Annotated in this window: 18 protein-coding genes; 15 read left to right on the plus strand and 3 right to left on the minus strand. The window is 61.3% G+C overall.

What is annotated here, in order from left to right; genetic code table 11:
* Nucleotides 1–69 precede the first annotated feature (69 nt).
* From GTP23_RS11360 to GTP23_RS11380, 5 genes are read left to right on the plus strand one after another with little or no spacing between them, the layout of a single operon-like run.
* On the plus strand, nt 70–1,317 hold the full coding sequence (locus tag GTP23_RS11360; RefSeq protein ID WP_161035226.1) for an MFS transporter: 1,248 nt from the start codon (nt 70–72) through the stop codon (nt 1,315–1,317).
* A 30-nt stretch (nt 1,318–1,347) separates the two neighbouring features.
* Nucleotides 1,348–2,733: a NarK family nitrate/nitrite MFS transporter gene (locus GTP23_RS11365; protein ID WP_161035227.1), complete on the plus strand. Its 1,386-nt coding sequence runs from the start codon at nt 1,348–1,350 to the stop codon at nt 2,731–2,733.
* 12 nt (nt 2,734–2,745) lie between these two features.
* Nucleotides 2,746–4,173 (plus strand): oxygen-independent coproporphyrinogen III oxidase, encoded by a 1,428-nt coding sequence (gene hemN, locus GTP23_RS11370; RefSeq protein WP_161035228.1) that lies wholly within the window; start codon nt 2,746–2,748, stop codon nt 4,171–4,173.
* A gap of 25 nt (nt 4,174–4,198) precedes the next feature.
* Nucleotides 4,199–4,876, plus strand: a complete 678-nt coding sequence (locus tag GTP23_RS11375; protein ID WP_155435874.1) for a Crp/Fnr family transcriptional regulator — start codon at nt 4,199–4,201, stop codon at nt 4,874–4,876.
* 14 nt (nt 4,877–4,890) lie between these two features.
* Nucleotides 4,891–5,553, plus strand: a complete 663-nt coding sequence (locus tag GTP23_RS11380; protein WP_155435875.1) for a carbonic anhydrase — start codon at nt 4,891–4,893, stop codon at nt 5,551–5,553.
* 101 nt (nt 5,554–5,654) lie between these two features.
* Here GTP23_RS11380 and GTP23_RS11385 read toward each other — a convergent pair whose 3' ends face one another.
* Nucleotides 5,655–5,882 (minus strand): DUF3079 domain-containing protein, encoded by a 228-nt coding sequence (locus tag GTP23_RS11385; RefSeq protein ID WP_161035229.1) that lies wholly within the window; start codon nt 5,880–5,882, stop codon nt 5,655–5,657.
* A gap of 59 nt (nt 5,883–5,941) precedes the next feature.
* On the minus strand, nt 5,942–6,328 hold the full coding sequence (locus GTP23_RS11390) for a hypothetical protein (protein WP_161035230.1): 387 nt from the start codon (nt 6,326–6,328) through the stop codon (nt 5,942–5,944).
* 261 nt (nt 6,329–6,589) lie between these two features.
* On the opposite strand from GTP23_RS11390, the gene GTP23_RS11395 reads away from it, so the two are divergent.
* From GTP23_RS11395 to GTP23_RS11430, 8 genes are all read left to right on the plus strand, one after another.
* Nucleotides 6,590–10,291 carry a nitrate reductase subunit alpha gene (locus tag GTP23_RS11395; protein ID WP_161035231.1) on the plus strand — a complete coding sequence of 1,234 codons (3,702 nt, stop codon included), beginning with the start codon at nt 6,590–6,592 and terminating at the stop codon, nt 10,289–10,291.
* Nucleotides 10,292–10,310: 19 nt separating this feature from the next.
* On the plus strand, nt 10,311–11,867 hold the full coding sequence (narH, locus tag GTP23_RS11400; RefSeq protein WP_155435879.1) for a nitrate reductase subunit beta: 1,557 nt from the start codon (nt 10,311–10,313) through the stop codon (nt 11,865–11,867).
* Complete coding sequence (gene narJ / locus GTP23_RS11405; RefSeq protein WP_155435880.1) at nt 11,860–12,525, plus strand: nitrate reductase molybdenum cofactor assembly chaperone; 666 nt, start codon at nt 11,860–11,862, stop codon at nt 12,523–12,525. Before narH ends, narJ begins: the two co-directional genes overlap by 8 nt.
* 11 nt (nt 12,526–12,536) lie before the next feature.
* Nucleotides 12,537–13,220, plus strand: a complete 684-nt coding sequence (gene narI, locus GTP23_RS11410) for a respiratory nitrate reductase subunit gamma (protein ID WP_161035232.1) — start codon at nt 12,537–12,539, stop codon at nt 13,218–13,220.
* Nucleotides 13,221–13,229: 9 nt separating this feature from the next.
* Complete coding sequence (locus GTP23_RS11415) at nt 13,230–13,976, plus strand: peptidylprolyl isomerase (protein ID WP_155435882.1); 747 nt, start codon at nt 13,230–13,232, stop codon at nt 13,974–13,976.
* 139 nt (nt 13,977–14,115) lie between these two features.
* Complete coding sequence (gene moaA, locus GTP23_RS11420) at nt 14,116–15,144, plus strand: GTP 3',8-cyclase MoaA (RefSeq protein ID WP_161035233.1); 1,029 nt, start codon at nt 14,116–14,118, stop codon at nt 15,142–15,144.
* A gap of 91 nt (nt 15,145–15,235) precedes the next feature.
* Entirely contained in the window at nt 15,236–17,176 is a 1,941-nt protein-coding gene (locus tag GTP23_RS11425; RefSeq protein ID WP_161035234.1) for a type IV pili methyl-accepting chemotaxis transducer N-terminal domain-containing protein, read from the plus strand.
* Nucleotides 17,177–17,216: 40 nt separating this feature from the next.
* Nucleotides 17,217–17,882 carry a response regulator gene (locus GTP23_RS11430; RefSeq protein ID WP_161035235.1) on the plus strand — a complete coding sequence of 222 codons (666 nt, stop codon included), beginning with the start codon at nt 17,217–17,219 and terminating at the stop codon, nt 17,880–17,882.
* A gap of 115 nt (nt 17,883–17,997) precedes the next feature.
* Here the strand turns inward: GTP23_RS11430 and GTP23_RS11435 are convergent, their stop codons facing one another.
* Entirely contained in the window at nt 17,998–18,276 is a 279-nt protein-coding gene (locus GTP23_RS11435; protein WP_155435886.1) for a heavy-metal-associated domain-containing protein, read from the minus strand.
* A 202-nt stretch (nt 18,277–18,478) separates the two neighbouring features.
* Between GTP23_RS11435 and GTP23_RS11440 the strand changes: the two genes are divergently transcribed.
* The gene (locus tag GTP23_RS11440; RefSeq protein WP_161035236.1) at nt 18,479–19,678 is read left to right on the plus strand and encodes an NnrS family protein; all 1,200 of its coding nucleotides are present in this window, start codon (nt 18,479–18,481) and stop codon (nt 19,676–19,678) included.
* A 76-nt stretch (nt 19,679–19,754) separates the two neighbouring features.
* Nucleotides 19,755–20,132: a bacteriohemerythrin gene (locus GTP23_RS11445; RefSeq protein ID WP_161035237.1), complete on the plus strand. Its 378-nt coding sequence runs from the start codon at nt 19,755–19,757 to the stop codon at nt 20,130–20,132.
* Nucleotides 20,133–20,180 lie beyond the last annotated feature (48 nt).

The following is a 20,180-nucleotide window of genomic DNA, read 5'->3' on the forward strand; positions in this document are numbered from 1 at the left end:
TCCGGCCAATTGGCGAGGTCTAGCGCGGCGCGTACCCTGAGCGCATTCTAAACTCGTTAGGAGTGTAACGTGGCAAGCAATAACAAAGCGGTAGGGGTACTCGCCGCCAGCACCTTCTCATTCACGATCTGTTTTGCGATCTGGATGATGTTCGCCGTGCTGGGCATCCCCATCAAAAAAATGCTCGGCCTGAATGAAACGCAGTTTGGTCTGCTGGCTGCCATGCCGGTGCTCAGCGGTTCGCTGGTGCGGGTGCCGCTCGGTATCTGGTGCGATAAATACGGTGGCCGCATCGTGTTCTTCCTGCTGATGCTGGCCACGGTGCCGGCCATCTTCCTGATCAGCTACGCCACCGAGTTCTGGCAGTTCCTCGTGCTGGGCCTGTTCATCGGTCTGGCCGGCGGCTCGTTCTCGGTCGGTACGCCGTATGTGGCGCGCTGGTTCCCCAGCGAGCGCCGTGGTCTGGCCATGGGCATCTTCGGTGCCGGTAACTCCGGTTCGGCACTGACCAAGTTCGTCGCACCCGCCATCATCGCCGCCTGGGGCTGGCAGGCACTGCCGAAGGTGTATGCGATCGCCATGCTGATCACCTGCGCGATTTTCTGGATCTTCACGGCGACCGATCCTAGCCACAAGTCCAATTCCGCGATTTCCTTCGGCGCGCAGATGAAAGTGCTGGGCGACCGCCGCGTATGGCGCTATTGCCAGTACTACTCGGTGGTGTTCGGCGGCTATGTGGGCCTGGCCCTGTGGATGACCAAATACTATGTGGGCGAATACGGTTTTGACCTGAAACTGGCTGCCTTGCTGGCTGCCTGCTTCTCGCTGCCCGGTGGCGTGCTGCGCGCAGTCGGCGGCTGGATTTCCGACCGCTACGGTGCCTACAAAGTGACCTGGTGGGTGATGTGGGTTTGCTGGGTATGCTTCTTCCTGCTGTCCTACCCACAGACCTCGATGATCATCACCACCACCCGTGGCGATCTGAAACTCGATCTGGCCCTGTCGCCTACCGTGTTCACCGTGCTGCTGTTCATCGTCGGTACCGCCATGGCGGTCGGCAAAGCGTCCGTCTTCAAATTCATTGCCGACGACTTTAGCGACAACATCGGCGCCGTCTCGGGCGTGGTGGGTCTGGCTGGCGGTCTGGGCGGCTTCATTCTGCCGATTCTGTTCGGCGCGCTGCTGGATATGACGGGCGTGCGTTCCAGCGCCTTCATGCTGCTGTACGGCACCGTCTGCGTTTCGCTGGTGTGGATGCATTACTCGTTCCGTCCCGAAGTGGCTGCGGCCGCCGTCAAAGCCCAGGCCAAGGCCTGAGGCAGACATTTGTATTTTTAGGAGAATTTCATGAGCAAATATATGATCAACACGTGGGAGCCAGAAAGCGCCACGTTCTGGGCCAGCGGCGGACGCGATACGGCCAACCGTAATCTGTGGATTTCCATCCCCGCACTGGCGCTGGCGTTTGCCGTGTGGATGGTGTGGAGCGTGGTGGTGGTGAATCTGCCGGCCATCGGCTTCCAGTACAGCACCAACCAGCTGTTCTGGCTGACGGCGCTGCCGGGCCTGTCCGGCGCAACGCTGCGTATCTTCTACTCGTTCATGGTGCCTATCTTCGGCGGCCGCAAGTGGACCACGATTTCCACCGCTTCGCTGCTGATTCCGGCGCTGGGCATAGGCTTTGCCGTGCAGGACGTCACCACCGGCTATCCGACCATGCTGATTCTGGCCCTGCTGTGCGGCTTCGGTGGCGGTAACTTCGCTTCGTCCATGGCCAACATCAGCTTCTTCTTCCCGAAAGCACAGAAAGGCTATGCGCTGGGCATGAATGCCGGCCTGGGCAATCTGGGCGTATCGGCGGTGCAGTTCGTGGTGCCGCTGGTGATTACCGTCGGCGTGTTCGGCGCCCTGGGCGGTGATGCCCAGACGGCAGTCAAAGCTGGCAAGAGCAGCACCATGTGGCTGCAGAACGCCGGTTTCATCTGGGTGCCTTTCATCAGCGTCAGCGCACTGCTGGCATGGTTCGGCATGAACGATCTGGCCTCGGCCAAAGCATCGTTCGCTGATCAGGCCGTGATCTTCAAACGCAAACACAACTGGCTGATGTGCTGGCTGTACACGGGTACCTTCGGCTCCTTCATCGGCTATTCGGCCGGTTTCCCGCTGCTCATCAAAACCCAGTTCCCTGATGTGAACCCGCTGCAGTACGCTTTCCTGGGTCCTTTGGTCGGTGCACTGGCCCGTGTGGTCGGCGGCGTGATCGCCGACAAACTGGGCGGCGCCAAAGTCACGGTGTGGACTTTTGTCGGCATGATTGCAGCCGTGTACGGCGTGATCAGCTTCCTGCCCCATGGCGGTGCAGCCGGCAATTTCACCGGCTTCTTCTGGATGTTCATGGCGCTGTTCGCCGGTACCGGTGTGGGCAATGCTTCCACCTTCCGCATGATTCCTGTAATCTTCATGACCGAGCGTCAGCGCGCAGCAGCTGGCAAATCGCAAGCCGAACAACAGCAAGCGATCGTTGACGCCAATAAGGAAGGTGCTGCAGTGCTGGGCTTCACTTCCGCTGTTGCCGCCTACGGTGCTTTCTTCATTCCGAAGAGCTACGGTACCTCGATTGCAATGACGGGCGGTCCTGACGCTGCGCTGTGGTGCTTCATTGCTTTCTACATGAGCTGCATCGCAATTACGTGGTGGTGCTACGCCCGTAAAAATGCGGCCATGCCTTGCTAAACGGAGTTTGATATGTCTGAAGATGCCGCCGCTGTGGCGACCCGCACGGAACTGTTTGATGCAGCGCTGATCCGCAAGCTGACCCTGAACGGTCCGCGCTACACCTCCTACCCCACGGCAGACCGCTTCCATGGCGGTTACGGCATCGCCGCCTATCAGGCTGCTATCGGCAGCCTGAGCGCGGAAGGTGCGGCAGCACCGCTGTCGCTGTATGTGCACATTCCGTTCTGTGCTTCGCTGTGCTACTACTGCGGCTGCAACAAGATCATCACGCAGGAGAAGGGCAAGGCGGCCGAGTATCTGGGCTATCTGTACCGCGAGATCGCCATGCAGGTAGAGCTGCTGGGCCGTGGCCGTGCCGTCTCCCAGCTGCACTTCGGCGGCGGTACGCCCACCTATCTGACGGACGAGCAGATGGACGAGCTACTGGCCCGCCTGCGTGCGGACTTCGAGTTCGTCAGCGATGAAGAGGGCGAATTCTCGATCGAAGTCGATCCCCGCACGGTGTCGCCCGAACGTATCGGCGTGCTGCGCCGGCAAGGCTTCAACCGCCTGAGTCTGGGCGTGCAGGATTTCGACGCAGAAGTGCAGAAGGCCGTCAACCGCGTGCAATCGCCCGAGCAGACGCTGGCTGTGCTGGACGCCGCGCGCACCTATGGCTTCCGCTCCGTCAGTGTCGATCTGATCTACGGCCTGCCGTTGCAGAGCGTCGCCAGTTTCGGCCCGACGCTGGACCGCATCATCGCGGCCCGTCCCGACCGTGTGGCCGTGTACAACTACGCCCACATGCCGAATCTGTTCAAGGCGCAGAAGCTGATCAACGAAGCCGATCTGCCGGACGGCGAAACCCGGCTGGCCATGCTGGGCCTGTGCATCGAGAAGCTGACGGGCGCAGGTTATGTGTATATCGGCATGGACCACTTTGCGCTGCCCGAAGACGATCTGGCGCGCAGCCGCGAAGTGGGCAAGCTGCAGCGCAATTTCCAGGGCTATTCCACCCATGCCGATGCGCCCATGGTGGCGCTGGGTGTGTCGGCCATCAGCGCCGTCGGCAACAGCTACAGCCAGAACGAAAAGACCCTGACGGCGTATTACGAGCGCATCGATGCCGGTGCCTTGCCTATCGCGCGCGGCATTACGCTGAATACGGACGATGTGATCCGGCGCACGGCCATCAACCGCCTGATGTGCAATTTCATCCTCGATTACGACGATCTGCCGCTGCCAGCGGGCGTGAGCGGGCCGGAATATTTTGCGACCGAACTCGAACGCCTGAAACCGCTGGAAGAACTGGGCCTGTTGTGCGTAGGCAGCCGTGGCGTACGCGTGAAAATGCGCGGCCGTCTGCTGATCCGCAATATCTGCATGGCTTTCGACCAGTATCTGCACCTGCCCAAAGTGGAAGGGCCGCAGGTAATGCGCTATTCGCGTACCATCTAAGCAAGAGCTAAGTAGCAAGACGACTATGGATAAAAGTAAGATCAAGGTACAGACCTTCCTCTCGCGCGTGCCGCTGTTTGCCTCCATGCGTGCCGAGGAACTGGACCGCATCGCGCTCGGCACTACCGAAGTGCGGCTGGAGCGCGGTCAGATGGTGTTCGAGCGGGGCGATCCCTGCATAGGCTTCCATCAGGTAGTGTTCGGCCAGATCAAGCTGTCCTTCACTTCGGCCGGCGGCGCGGAAAAAGTCATCGAGCTGATCGGCCCTGGCCACAGCTTCGGCGAAGCGCTGATGTTCATGGGCAGCCCCTACATCGTCTCGGCCCAAGCCACGGAAGACACCTTGCTGCTGCACGTCGCCAAGCCCACCATCTTCCGCGAAATCGACAACGATTCGAGCTTCGCCCACAAGATGCTGGCTGGCCTGAGCCAGCGCATGCACAGCCTGATGTGCGATATGGAATCGTATTCGTTGCGTTCCGGTACCCAGCGCGTAGCGGCCTATCTGCTGCGCGAGTTCCCCGAGGGCGGTGACCAGTTCACGCTGGCGGCGTCCAAAGGCGTGCTGGCTTCGCGTCTGAACCTGACGCCGGAACACTTCTCGCGCATTCTCGCCGACCTGTGCTCGCAGCAGCTGATCACCTTCAAGGGCCGCCAGATCAGCTTGCTGGATCGGGCCGGTCTGCGCCGCTGTGCGGAATAAAAGCGGAGGCTGAAATGGAAGATATCGAAAAATTCATCAATGGCTTCAGCCGTTTCCAGCAGCAGTATTTTCAGGATAGCCAGGCGTTGTTCGACAGCCTGCGCGAGGGCCAGCGCCCCAGTACGCTGCTGATAGGCTGCTGCGATTCGCGCGTCGATCCCATGCTGCTGACGGGCAGCGATCCGGGCGATCTGTTCGTGGTGCGCAATATCGCCAATCTGGTGCCGGCCTGCACGCCGACGGCTTCGGCCGGTGTCAGTTCGGCCATCGAGTTTGCCGTGTGCGAGCTGGAGGTCGAACGCATCATCATACTCGGCCATGCGCGCTGCGGCGGCATTCGTGCCGTGATGTCGCCCCGCAAAGTCGAGCGCGAGACGGACTTCGTCAACCAGTGGATGCGTGTGGCCGAACCGGTGGCCGAGCGGGTGCGGCGCGATCTGGCCCACCGCAGCAGCGCCGAGCAGCACCATGCCTGCGAACTGGCCAGCATCCTGCTGTCGCTCGACAATCTGATGACCTACCCGTGGCTCAAGCGCCGGGTGGAGCAGGGCTTGCTCAAGCTGCACGGCTGGTATTTCGATCTGGAGAAGGGCGCGCTGATGGCGTATTCCGCGCGCCAGCATGCCTTCCTGCCGCTGGTCGGCTCCCTGCCCGAGCGGCAGGATGCCGCGGCCTGATAGAAACCGGCGCGGCCAGACTGGTCGCGCCATATCTGCGGCGGCACAATCCCTGCGATATTCTGATGAAGTGGCTGCGCGCTAGGACTAGCGCGCTAGGGCTAGGTCGTCGGCGCTGGCGGTTCGTCCTGCTGCGCGGCCGGCTCCTCGTCGGCCTGATCCTGCGCATTCAAGCCGAAAGTATGCCAGTCCGGGCCGAACAGCTCCACGGGATGCTGGGTACGGTCGGAGCCGTTACCGCAGGCCATGCTGTCAGCCGGACAATATTTATCGCAGCCCCAGCAGATCAGCTCGGGCTTGGCGGGATGGATGGGGAAGCGCTTGGCCATGTGGGGAAGGGCGCGCGACGCCCGGCTGCGGTATCCGGCAGCCGTCGCCGCTGTGGCGCTTAGTGGTAGCGCAGCATGTCGCCGCTGCGGTCAAACGCCAGCATGCGGTCCATCTGGCCCTGCTGGATATGGCCCAGCATCTGGTTCAGCGCCGCATCGGTGCGTTGCGGGTCGGGCAGCACGCCATTCTGGCCGGACAGGGTGGAGATCAGCATCACATCCCAGTGCTGGCCCATGGCCTGTGCTTCTTCGACCAGATTGGCATAGGTATCGAGCTCGCCTACCTGCTTGTCCACACACATCACGGGAACCAGCGTGGTACGGCCGGCCGCACCGGGCTCAGAATCAGGCTCGGCTTCAGCCACGGCGAAGGCGATCAGCAGGCGCTGGGGCTGGGTCTGCATGGCGGCAGCCATGATCAGGTCTTCGAAACTATTGATTTGCATGGGATTCCTCGTTGGCTCGCGAGAGCGGTGCTTGTACAACGTAACCATAGCGCGCAAGCGCCCCGTTGAAAATTGCCGTAAGGGATGAATGCGTCTAGTCACTAATGACTAGGAGCACTAGTCCTTCTCACCCTGCCAGATGACCTTCTTGCCGATTCACACCAGTAGGGCCGCTGCTTAGACTTGCAACATAGTCGAGTCCGTGCATGTTGCATGGGACCGCATACCCGGCGCAGTGCCGGGTGTCAGTGAGGAGGCAGCATGAGTCATTTTCTGGATCGCCTGAAATTCTTCAGCAAAACTACGTCGACATTCTCGGGCGGTCACGGCGCCGTCGTGCAGGAAGATCGCACCTGGGAAAACGCCTATCGTCAACGTTGGCAGCACGACAAGATCGTGCGTTCCACGCACGGCGTCAACTGCACGGGTTCGTGCAGCTGGAAGGTGTATGTCAAAAACGGCCTGATTACCTGGGAAACCCAGCAGACCGATTATCCGCGCACCCGTCCCGATCTGCCTAACCACGAGCCGCGCGGCTGCCCACGCGGCGCCAGCTACTCGTGGTATGTGTATTCGGCGCAGCGCGTCAAATACCCGATGATCCGTGGCCGTCTGATGGAAATGTGGCGCGAAGCCCGTAAGACCATGGACCCGATCGCGGCATGGGACTACGTGAGCCAGAATCCGGAACGTGCAGCACGCTATAAATCGGTGCGCGGCCTGGGCGGCTTTGTGCGCGCCAGCTGGGATGAAGCCAACGAAATCATGGCTGCAGCCAATGCACTGACCATCAAGAAATACGGCCCTGACCGTATCGTCGGCTTCTCGCCGATTCCCGCCATGTCCATGGTCAGCTATGCAGCCGGTACCCGCTACCTGTCGCTGATCGGCGGCGTGGCCCTGAGCTTCTACGACTGGTATTGCGATCTGCCACCATCGAGCCCGCAGATCTGGGGCGAACAGACCGACGTGCCGGAATCGGCCGACTGGTACAACTCCACCTACCTGATGGTATGGGGTTCCAACGTGCCGATGACGCGTACCCCGGACGCCCACTTCTACACCGAAGTGCGCTACAAAGGTACCAAGACGGTTGCCGTGTCGTCCGACTTCGGCGAAATGGCCAAGTTCGGCGACATCTGGCTGGCACCTAAGCAGGGTACCGATGCGGCACTGGCCATGGCCATGGGCCACGTGATCCTGAAGGAATACCATACGGCCGGTCAATCGGCCTACTTCAAAGAGTACGCCAAGCAGTACACCGACTTCCCTATGCTGGTGCTGCTGAAAGAGCAGAACGGCACGCTGGCACCGGAATACTTCCTGCGTGCCTCGCATCTGGCCAACAACCTCGACGAAACCAACAATCCGGACTGGAAAACCCTGGTCATCGACGAAGCCAGCGGCCAGATCGTGGCGCCTGCCGGCTCCATCGGCTTCCGCTGGGGCGAAACGGGCAAGTGGAATCTGGAAATGAAGCAGGGCACCAGCGGTGCTCCCGTCGATCCGCAACTGTCGCTGATCAACTGCGCCGATGAAGTGGTGCCTGTGGGCTTCGCCTACTTCGGTGGCAAGGACGCCAGCGATCTGCTGATGCGCAACGTCCCCGTCAAGCGTCTGACGCTGGCTGACGGCAGCACCGCACTGGTGGCCACCGTATTCGATCTGACCATGGCCAACTACGGTATCGACCGTGGCCTGGGTGGCGGTAACGTGGCCACCAGCTATGAAGAAGACGTACCTTACACCCCGGCATGGCAGGTCAAGCACACCGGCGTGAAAGCCGAAGACGTGATCACCGTGGCACGCCAGTTCGCCGAAAACGCCGACCAGACCCGCGGCAAGAGCATGGTCATCGTCGGTGCGGCACTGAACCACTGGTACCACATGGACATGACCTATCGCGGCATCATCAACATGCTGATGATGTGCGGTTGCGTCGGTCAATCGGGCGGCGGCTGGGCGCACTACGTGGGTCAGGAAAAACTGCGTCCGCAAACCGGCTGGACCCCGCTGGCCTTCGCACAGGACTGGAACCGTCCTATGCGCCAGATGAACGGTACCTCGTTCTTCTACAACCACACCAGCCAGTGGCGCCACGAAAAACTGCACACGGAAGAAATCGCCTCGCCGACGGCAGGTGACGACGTTGCACCGATGTCGCTGCTGGACTACAACGCCAAGGCCGAACGTCTGGGCTGGCTGCCTTCGGCACCACAGTTGCAGACCAACCCGCTGGAAGTGACCCGTGCGGCCGAAGCCGCCGGCGTAGCGCCAGTGGCCTATGCGGTCAGCCAGATCAAGAACAAGCAGCTGGAATTCTCCTGCGATGATCCGGACAATCCGGCCAACTTCCCGCGCAATATGTTTGTGTGGCGTTCGAATATTCTGGGCAGCTCGGGCAAGGGCCACGAGTACTTCCTGAAGTACCTGCTGGGTACCCAGAATGCGCTGATGAGCGACGAAGAGCACTGCATCAAGCCGCGCGACGTGAAAGTACGTCCGGCTGCCGAAGGCAAGCTCGACCTGCTGGTAGTGCTGGACTTCCGTATGTCCACCACCTGCCTGTATGGCGACATCGTGCTGCCGACGGCCACCTGGTACGAGAAGGATGACCTGAACACTTCGGACATGCACCCCTTCATTCACCCGCTGTCGGAAGCTGTGCAGCCGCTGTGGCAATCCAAGTCGGACTGGGAAATCTACAAAGGTCTGGCCAAGAAATTTGAAGAAATCGGTGGTCCTTACCTCGGCACCCAGCAGGATCTGGTGCTGACCCCGCTGATGCACGATACCCCGGGCGAACTGGGTCAGCCTTTCGATCCGAAAGACTGGCGTGCTGGCGAGTGCGAGCCGATTCCGGGCAAAACCATGCCTAACTTCACCGTGGTGGAACGCGACTACAGCAAGATTCACCAGAAGTTCACCTCGATCGGCCCATTGCTGGAAAAACTCGGTAATGGTGGTAAGGGCATCAGCTGGAAAACCGGCCACGAAGTGGAAATCCTGCGCGGCATTAACCGCACGGTGCAGGCTGACACGGTGGGCAAAGGCCAGCCACGTCTGGATACCGCCATCGATGCGGCTGAAATGATTCTGTCGCTGGCTCCGGAAACCAATGGCCACGTGGCCGTGAAAGCATGGGATGCGCTGTCCAAGATCACGGGCCGCGACCACACCCATCTGGCTCTGCCACGCGAGCATGACAGCATCCGTTTCCGCGATGTACAGGCCCAGCCACGCAAGATTATTTCGTCGCCAACCTGGTCCGGTCTGGAATCGGAAGAAGTCAGCTACAACGCCTGCTATACCAACGTGCATGAACTGATCCCATGGCGCACGCTGACGGGCCGTCAGCAGTTCTACCAGGATCACCGCTGGATGCGTGATTTTGGCGAAGGTCTGTGCGTGTACAAGCCAGCGATCAACACCAAGACCACGGCAACCATGCTGGGCGCGCAGCCTAACGGTAACAAAGAGATTGCGCTGAACTGGATTACGCCGCACCAGAAATGGGGTATCCACTCGACCTACTCGGACAACCTGCGCATGCTGACCCTGTCCCGTGGCGGTCCGCACGTGTGGCTGTCGGAAGTGGACGCGCAAGCGGCCGGCATCGTCGATAACGACTGGATCGAAGTGTTCAACGTCAACGGCACGCTGACGGCGCGGGCGATTGTCAGCCAGCGCGTACCGGAAGGCATGACGCTGATGTACCACGCACAGGAAAAAATCGTCAACGTGCCGGGCGCCGAAATGTCGGGCAAACGCGGCGGTATCCACAACTCGGTAACCCGTGCTGTGACCAAGCCTACCCACATGATCGGTGGTTATGCGCAGCTGTCGTGGGGCTTCAACTACTACGGCACGGTGGGTTCCAACCGCGATGAATTCGTGCTGGTACGTAAGATGAACAAAGTCGACTGGCTGGAAGGCCCGTTGAATGAAAAGGCCCACGGCTGAGAAAGAGACGGAGCGATACATGAAAATCAGAGCACAAATCGGCATGGTGCTGAATCTGGACAAGTGCATTGGATGCCATACCTGTTCAGTAACCTGCAAAAACGTGTGGACCAGCCGTGACGGTGTGGAATATGCATGGTTTAACAACGTCGAAACCAAACCGGGCGTGGGTTATCCTAAACAGTGGGAAAACCAGAACAAGTGGAATGGCGGCTGGCGCCGTACCGATGCGGGCAAGATCGAGCCGCGTCAGGGTAGCCGCCTGAAGATACTGTCGCAGATCTTCGCCAATCCTAACCTGCCACAGATCGACGAGTACTACGAGCCGTTCACCTACGACTACGAGCGCCTGCAGAATGCGCCGCTGTCGGAAACCCCGCCGACTGCCCGTCCTATCTCCGTCATTACCGGCAAGAAGATGGACAAGATCGAATGGGGCCCGAACTGGGAAGACGATCTGGGTGGCGAGTTCGCCCAGCGTAGCCAGGATGCGCTGTTCGAAGGCATGCAGAAGGAGATGTACGGTACTTTCGAAAACACCTTCATGATGTACTTGCCACGTCTGTGCGAACACTGCCTGAACCCGACCTGCGTGGCTTCCTGCCCGTCCGGTTCCGTGTACAAGCGCGAAGACGACGGCATCGTGCTGATCGATCAGGACAAGTGCCGCGGCTGGCGTATGTGCATCTCCGGCTGCCCGTACAAAAAAATCTATTACAACTGGTCGTCCGGCAAGGCCGAGAAGTGCACCTTCTGCTACCCGCGTATCGAAGCGGGCCAGCCTACCGTGTGCTCGGAAACCTGCGTGGGCCGTATCCGTTACCTCGGCGTGCTGCTGTACGACGCCGACAAGATCGAAGCAGCGGCTTCCGTGGCCGATCCGCGCGACCTGTATCCGTCGCAACTGGGTCTGTTCCTCAATCCGCACGATCCGGAAGTGATCGCCGAAGCGCGCCGTCAGGGCATCCCTGATTCGTGGCTGGAATCGGCCAAGCGTTCGCCCGTGTACAAGATGGCGGTGGAGTGGAAGGTGGCCTTCCCGCTGCACCCTGAATACCGTACGCTGCCGATGGTGTGGTACATCCCGCCACTGTCGCCGATACAGGCTGCGGCCGAATCTGGCCGTCTGGGCAAGAACGGCATCCTGCCGGATACCTCCAGCCTGCGTATCCCGGTACAGTATCTGGCCAACCTGCTGACGGCAGGCGACCAGCGCCCTGTGCTGACGGCACTGGACCGCATGCTGGCCATGCGTGCCTATATGCGCAGCAAGCATGTAGCGCCTACGCCGGATCTGGAAGTGCTGAAACAGGTCGGTCTGGAGCCAGCCATGGTGGAAGACATGTACCACATCATGGCGATTGCGAACTACGAAGACCGCTTCGTGATTCCAAGCAGCCACAAGGAAATGGCCGAGGACAGCTTCAACGAGAAGGGCAGCTGCGGCTTCAGCTTCGGCAACGGCTGCTCGGATGGCGTCAGCGATGCCAGCCTGTTCGGCAAGCGCAAGCACGGCTCGGAAATCTTCATGATGATGCCGAAATCGCGTAAGAAAAAGGAGAACCTCGATGTCTGAAGCTCAAGCCTCCACGCAAGGCTTCCAGCTGCTCTCCATCCTGCTGCAGTATCCGGAAGCGGAACTGCTGCAGGAGCGCGAAGCGCTGCAAGCCCTGATCCCGCGTAACTGGCAGGGCGCGCTGGCGCCGCTGTTCACCCATCTGGGCGAAACGGCACTGATCGACCTGCAGCAGCAATATGTGATGACGTTCGACCGCAACCCGTCGCATTCGCTGCACCTGTTCGAGCATATTCATGGCGAATCGCGTGACCGCGGTCAGGCCATGGTGGACCTGCTGGCCGAATACAGCCGTCATGGTCTGCAGATGGTGGGTGACGATCTGCCCGACTACGTGCCGCTGTTCCTCGAATTCCTGTCGCTGCAGGATGAAGCGGAAGCCGAGCGCCTGCTGGGCGACGCCATCCACGTGCTGGCTTACATCGGCCGCAAGCTGCGCGCCAATGGCAGCCCGTACGCCTGCGTGTTCGAACTGCTGCAGACGCTGACCAATGTGGTGGCGGAAGAGCTGAGCGAACCGCCGGTGCGCGATATGGATGAAGCGCTGGAAACCTTCGGCCCCGGCGCCGATGGCATCGAGCCGCTGCTGAAACCGCGCATGGATGGTAGCCATCCCGTCAATTTCTATCCCAAGGCGGCAGCGCCGCAGCGTCACTGAAGGAGAGCGCCATGAACTATCTGCATCAATTCTTATTTGGAATCTATCCATATATCGCGCTGGCGATCTTCCTGCTAGGTAGCCTGATCCGCTTCGACCGCGAACAGTACACCTGGAAGTCGGAATCCAGCCAGGTGTTCAACACGGGCATGCTGCGTCTGGGCAGCCCGCTGTTCCACATCGGCGTGCTGGGCCTGTTCTTCGGCCACGCTGCCGGTCTGCTGACCCCGGTGTGGGTGTGGGATGCGCTGGGTGTGGAACACGGCACCAAGCAGCTGGTCGCAATGGTGGCGGGTGGCACCATGGGCTCGCTGTGCCTGATCGGCCTGCTGATGCTGCTGGGCCGCCGTCTGAGCAACGAGCGTGTGGCTGCCCGTAGCACCTGGAAAGACAAGCTGGTTCTGCTGTGGCTGCTGGCAACTCTGCTGCTGGGTCTGTCGTCGATCTTCGTCTCGGCTGGCCACATGGACGGCCACATGATGGTGCTGCTGATGGGCTGGGCACAACATATCGTGACCTTCCGTGGTGATGCTGCCGACCTGATCCTGACTGCGCCGCTGATCTTCAAGCTGCACCTGTTCATGGGCATGTCGCTGTTCGTAATCTTCCCGTTCACCCGTCTGGTGCACGTGTGGAGCGGTTTCGGCGCCGTCACCTATCTGGGCCGCGCCTATCAGCTGGTACGTCCACGCTAAGGAGTCATCATGGGTATCTCAGTCAATGGTGTAGATGTAGCCGATCGCGAGATCGAAGCGGAGCTGGTACACCACCAGCAGGCGGCCAATCCGGTGCAATCGGCTGTGCATGAAGTAATCCTGCGCCGGGTGCTGCTGCAGGAAGCGGCAGCGCTGGGCATACAGGCCGACGATGAGGACGATCGCATCGAAGCCCTGTTTGCACAGGAAGTGAAAGTGCCGCTGGCCGACGATGAAGCCTGTCTGCGCTATTACATGAGTCAGCCCGAGCGTTTCCGTAGCGGTGATCTGGTGGAGGCCCGCCACATCCTGTTCCAGGTAACGCCAACCGCGCCACTCGACATGCTGCGCCAGACGGCTGAGCTGATCCTGGCCGAGCTGCAAGCCCGGCCCGAACGCTTCGAGGAACTGGCCGCACAGTATTCCAACTGTCCGTCCGGCGCCATAGGCGGCAATCTGGGCCAGCTGGGGCGGGGCGCCTGCGTGCCCGAGTTCGAGGACCTGCTGTTCCGCCTGCAGGAAGGCGAACTGGCAGGGCGGCTGCTGGAAACCCGCTTCGGTCTGCACATCGTGCAGGTGAAGCGGCGTGTGGCTGGTGAAGTGATTCCGTACGCCACCGTACGGGCCCAGATTGCCGACGAACTGCAGCGGCAGGCGTGGCAGCGTGCGCTGCACCAGTATCTGCACATCCTGGTCGGCCGTGCCGGCATCGAAGGTATCACGCTGGAAGGGGCGCAATCGCCACTGGTACAGTAAGCATCTTCTACCATCTGTCGTAGTAAACCGCGTAGCCGGCCTAGCCTGAAAGGACTAGGCCGGCTACGTCGTCATGGGCAGTTTCAGCACGCGCCTGCGACGTTAAAATGAAGCATCCCAATCAGACAGGAGTGCGCCGATGTCAGGCGAACTTTTCCCCACCGCAGGCACCGGCCTGCAGCCGCTGACCCCGCGCCTGAGCGACCGCTTTGGCCGCAGCATCGATTATCTGCGCGTGTCCGTGACCGACCGCTGCGATCTGCGCTGCACCTACTGCATGCCTAGCGATTTCAAAGGCTATGAAGACCCGCCGGACTGGCTCAGCTTCGACGAAATCGAACGGGTGGTGGCCGCGTTTGCCCGCCTCGGCACCTCGCGTGTGCGCCTGACGGGTGGCGAACCGCTGACGCGCCGTGGCGTGACGCAGCTGGCGGGCCGGCTGTCGGCCTTGCCCGGCCTGCGCGACCTGTCACTGTCCACCAATGGCACGCGGCTGGCGCGCTACGCCGACGAGCTGTATGCAGCGGGCGTGAGCCGGGTGAATGTCAGCCTCGATACGCTGGACCGTGACTGCATGAAAGGCATTACGGGGCGCGACTGTCTGCCGTCCGTGCTGGCCGGCCTGCAGGCAGCCAAGGCCGCCGGACTGGCGCCTATCAAGATCAATATGGTAGCCATGCGCGGCGTCAACGATGCCGAGATCGATGCCGTGGCCGCATTCTGCATAGAACAGCATTTCGTACTGCGCCTGATCGAAGTGATGCCCATGGGCGAAACGGGGCGTAACACGTCCTACCTGAATCTGGGCCCCGTGCAGGAGCGGCTGGCACGCCGCTTCGACCTGCGCCCGCAGGCGCTGGAACTCGGCGGCGGCCCCGCACGTTACTGGAGCACGGCCGATGGCAGCGCAGCGATAGGCTATATCACCCCCATGTCGCAGCATTTCTGCGCCACCTGCAACCGGGTGCGGCTGTCGGTCGATGGCACGCTCTACCTGTGTCTGGGGCAGGAGCAGCAATATCCGCTGCGCCCGCTGCTGCGTGGCGGCGCCAGCGATGCCGAACTGGAAGCGGCGATCCGTGCAGCAATCGAGCTGAAACCGGAACAGCATGATTTCGGCCGCCAGCCGGAAAAAATTATCCGTTTCATGTCGCAGACGGGCGGCTAGCAGCCATGCTGCACCGTGTATACTGAATGACGTATTGCATCACCGGAGCAGCCATGCGCTATTCAATTTCCCTATCCGGGCAGGCCCACTGATGGCGCTGCCCACTCTGTTCGCCAACTGGCACAAGCTGTCGACCCGTATCGTCGGCTTGCTGCTGAGTTTCCTTGCCGTCGCCCTGCTGGTGATAGGCTCGACCCTGCTGCTGTCCTGGCAGCTGGAAGGCAGTGCTGCGGCCATTAATGTAGCCGGTAGCTTGCGGATGGATAGCTATCGCATGGCCATGCTGGCCGGTCAGGTCGATGATGTGGGGGCTGATTCGCGTACGCGCGAACATCTGCTCTACCAGTTGCAGGGCATGGAAGAAAAGCTGCAGCTGCTGCAGCGGGGGGATCCCCAGCGCCCCCTGTTCCTGCCGCCGACGGCCTCGATCCGTGACATGTTCGGCGGTGTACTGCAGCAATGGCGCACCGAGCTGGCGCCGCAAGCCCATGACTGGCTGGGCCAGTCCAGCATCACGCCGGCCAGCGTGCGCGCCTTGCAGCAGCGTAGCGAGCGCTTTGTGGCCCGTGTGGACGAACTGGTGCAGCGCATCGAGCGCGATAGCGAGAACCGCACGTTCTGGCTGCGCGCTTCGCAGCTGACCCTGCTGGGGCTGGCGCTGGTGGGCACGGTCAGCATCATCTATCTGCTGTTCGACATGATCGTCGCGCCTGTGACCCGGCTGCAGGGCGGTCTGGAGCGCATGCGCGAAAAGGATTTCGGCGTGCGCCTGCCGGTGGATCGTAACGATGAGTTCGGCATGCTGGCTAGCGGCTTCAACCAGATGGCCGACCGGCTGCAGTCGGTGTATGGCAATCTGGAACAGATGGTCAGCGTCAAGACGCAGGCGCTGGAGCAGCAGAATCACGAACTGGCGCTGCTATACGATAGCGCCGCCTTCCTGCAGCAGCCGCAGCCGGCCGAAGCCATGTGCCGCGGCTTCCTGCAGCGCATCAGCGACTATTTCAGCGCCGATGGCGGCACCGTGCGCATCCTCGACCCGATACAGGGCAATATGCATATGCTGGTGTCGCAGGGCATTTCCGAGCGTCTGGTGGAAACCGAGCGCTGTCTGAAGGTGGGCGACTGCCTGTGCGGCGATGCCGTGGTCAAGAAAGTGGCGGTGATCCACGACCTGCGCAAGCTCGATCGCGGCCACCAGCTCGAATGCCACAAGGAAGGCTTTGCCACCGTCTCCATCTTCCATGTGTATGCCCAGCAGCAGCATCTGGGCTTCTTCAATCTGCACTTCCGCAAGGCGACCGAGTTCAGTCCGGCCCAGACGGCGCTGCTGGAAACGCTGGGCCAGCTGCTCGGCACGGCCATCGAAAACCAGCGGCTGGAAGGGCGTTCGCGCCAGCTGGCCGTGTCGGAAGAACGCAATCTGGTGGCGCAAGGTTTGCACGACAGCATAGCGCAGGGCTTGAACTTCCTGAACCTGCAAGTGCAGATGCTGGAACAGTCCATGCAGCAGCGCCACTGGGAAGAAGTGGAAAGCATCGTGCCGGCCTTGCGCGCGGGTGTGGACGAGAGTTATCAGGATGTGCGCGAACTGCTGCACAACTTCCGCACCCGTCTGCAGGAAGGTAATCTGCTCAGTTCGCTGGAAGCGGTGGTGGAAAAATTCCGCCGCCAGAGCGGCATCACGGTCGATATCGTGGCCGAGACGCAGGGGCCGCCTTTCCCTAGCGAGCAGCAGCTGCAACTGCTGTTCATCGTGCAGGAAGCGCTGTCGAATGTGCGCAAACATGCGGCCGCCAGCCGGGTCTGGGTCCGGCTGGATGATCACGACGATTTCGTGCTCAGCATCCGCGACAACGGCCATGGTTTCGAACCGGCCGCGCTCGACACCCTGGGCGAGTCCCATGTGGGCATACACATCATGCGCGAGCGGGCGGCCCGTATTGCAGCCGACCTCAGCGTGCGTTCGCAGCCGGGGCAGGGCACGGAAGTGATCCTGCATCTGGCCCGGGCCCAGCGCCGCGCAGCGTGAATAGCGGGTTTTAACAGGATTTCAACGGAGAGTTTTTTGCATGGATACACCGGACACCCCCATCAGCGTGCTACTGGTCGATGATCACACCCTGTTCCGCAGCGGCATACGTTCGCTGCTGCAGCGCCACCCCGATTTTGCCGTGGTGGGCGAAGCGGCCGACGGCGTGGAAGGCATCAAACGGGCGCAGCAGCTGAAGCCGCAGGTCATCCTGCTGGACCTGAATATGCCCGGCATGTCGGGGCTGGAAACCCTGCAGCTGCTGCTGCAGGACTGTCCCGATAGCGCGGTGGTGATGCTGACCGTATCGGAAGATGCGGAAGACCTGAGTACGGCCCTGCGTGCCGGTGCCAGCGGCTATCTGCTGAAGAACATCGATACGGATTACCTGACCCGTGCCATCCGCCGTGCGGCGGCAGGCGAAACGGTGGTGGCGGAAGCCATGACGGCCAAGCTGGTGGCCCAGTTGCAGGGTGGCGCAGCGCCGGCTGCAGCGTCGGAACTGGACAAGCTGACGCCGCGCGAGCGCGAGATACTCGATTGTCTGGCCCGTGGCGGCAGCAACAAGAGCATCGCGCGTACGCTGGAACTGGCTGAATCCACCGTCAAGATCCATGTGCAGAATGTGCTGAAGAAGCTCAAACTCAGCAGCCGTGTGCAGGCTGCCGTGTACGCAGTCGAACACCGGCGCCAGAGCGGCGCCTGAGGCAGCAGCGGGCAGGAAGCAGTTAGCAGGGGCGGAAATAGCAACGGAGCGCTCAGGCGCTCCGTTCAAGGGTAACGGGGCACAGGCCGAAAGCGGACTGTGCCAGCTGCAGGCATTAACCGCCGCAGCAACCGCCGCAGCAACCACCGGCGCGCGCAGCAGTCTGCGGAGCGGCAGCACCAGCCGAAACATAGCTGGGGTAGCCGGCCGCTTCGAGGCTGGCCGTCATGCGCAGGGGCGAGGTGCGGCTTTCATCGAACTGGACGCTGGCGAGGCAGTCGCGCAGGGACACGCGTACTTCTTCTACGCCGCTGAGTTTCAGCAGAATCTGGGTAATGGTATCGGCACTACCTTCGTCTTCCATCTTTTCGATATTGATAACCGTGTTTTGCATGATTCGTCCTTCTGTGTCATAAAGTTTTGTTTGCAGCGTTAGACTAAGCGAAACCGCGCGCGCTGGCTATGCGTTGGCGGCGTAATTCCGGGAAGAATCTGAATTTCTTGATCTGGATTATCGAACTCCATGGGCCGGCTACCGTTTTTGGCCATTAAGTCCGACAATGCCAGCCGTATCTCAAACTGAAAACTTGATCATCATGAGTCTGCTCTCCATCGACGAACCTCCTGCTGTGCGCCACACGGGCCATCCGGTCTGGCGTCTGGGCTTCCGCCCCTTCTATCTGTGCGCGGCCTTCTTTGCCGCGCTGGCCATCCCCGTGTGGATGGCGCAGTACTATGGCTGGATCCCGCAGCTGGCCAGTGTGGCCCTGCACGTGGGCTTTGCCTGGCATATGCACGAGATGGTGTTCGGCATGGGGCTGGCCGTGGTGATCGGTTTCCTCTACACGGCAGCGTATAACTGGACTGGTTTCTGGACGCCCGTGCGCGGCCATCTGGCGGCACTGGTGGCCCTGTGGCTGGCCGGCCGGCTGGCCATGCTGCTGGCGCCGCCTCTGGTGGCCGCGCTGATCGACTGGCCCTTCATACCGGCCGCCGCCTGGCCGCTGCTGCAGGTGATGCGCAAGGCTAACAACCGGCGTAACTATTTCCTCGTCGGCATACTGGGCTTGCTGGCAATTACCAACGGGGTGTTCCACGCCATCGCGCTGGGCTGGCATGGTTTGCAGGCTGCCGCGCCCATCCATGCGGCCATCTTCCTGATCGTGGTGATCGAGGCCGCCATCGGCACCCGCATCATTCCCATGTTCACCCGCAACGGTGCGCCCGGTTCCTCGCCGCTGGTGCAGCCCAAGCTCGATAAAGTCTCGCTGGGCCTGCTGGTGCTGTCGGCCTGCGGCTGGCTGCTGTCCTTCCCGGCATGGCTGTTCGGTCCGCTGGCACTGCTCGCAGCCGGCCTGATCCTGCTGCGCCTGTGGCGCTGGGACGCACTGAGTACGCTCACCCGTCCGCTGCTGTGGATTATGCATCTGTCCTACGCCTGGATCGCTGCTGGTCTGGTGCTGCTGGCACTGGCGCGCTGGCAGCTGGTCAGCTCCAGTACGGGTTTCCATGCACTGACCGTGGGCTCCATGGCCGGTTTGATATTGGGCATGATGACCCGTACCACGCTGGGCCACACTGGCCGGCCGCTGGTGGCCGGACGGGCAGAGACACTGATCTTTGTCCTGATCCAGGCCAGCGCCTTCCTGCGCGTGGCGACGGCACTGGGCTGGGAGACCGAGCATGGTCTGGTGATGCTGCTGGCCGCATCCTGCTGGACGCTGGGCTTTGCCAGCTACGTGGTGGTGTACTTACCGTATCTGACCGCGCCCCGTCTAGACGGGAAACCCGGTTAATACGTGAGGTTTTTGATCTGCGTCATAGATTGCTCGGACGCTAGCGGGCATAGTGCCCGCTCAGGAGGAAAGTATCATGGAAGAACGTGGTTGGAATCCGGATATGGCCTTGGGCATTCCGCTGTTCGACGAGGCGCACCAGGCGCTGGCCGAGCAGATCGATGTGCTGATGGACGCATCCGACGCAGATTTTCTGGCAGGGCTGCAACAGCTGATCGAATGTCTGGAAGAAGATTTCCGGCATGAAGAGGCGCTGATGGAGACCATCAACTATCCGGCCATCAAGCAGCATCGCGAACAGCATGCGCGCGTGCTGGCCAGCCTGCACCAGCTCGATGAAACGGATATTGCGGCCGGCAAGGAAGCCGTGAAACTGGTGCTGCCCTGGTTCCACGCCCATCTGGCCACGGCCGATACGGCGCTGGCACGGGCGCTGCAGGCCGGTAACGTGTAGCTGGCGGCGACACTACGTTGTAAATAGTCACAATGTAGCAAAGAAGCG

Source organism: Duganella fentianensis, from assembly GCF_009857835.1.
Lineage (GTDB): Bacteria > Pseudomonadota > Gammaproteobacteria > Burkholderiales > Burkholderiaceae_D > Rugamonas > Rugamonas fentianensis.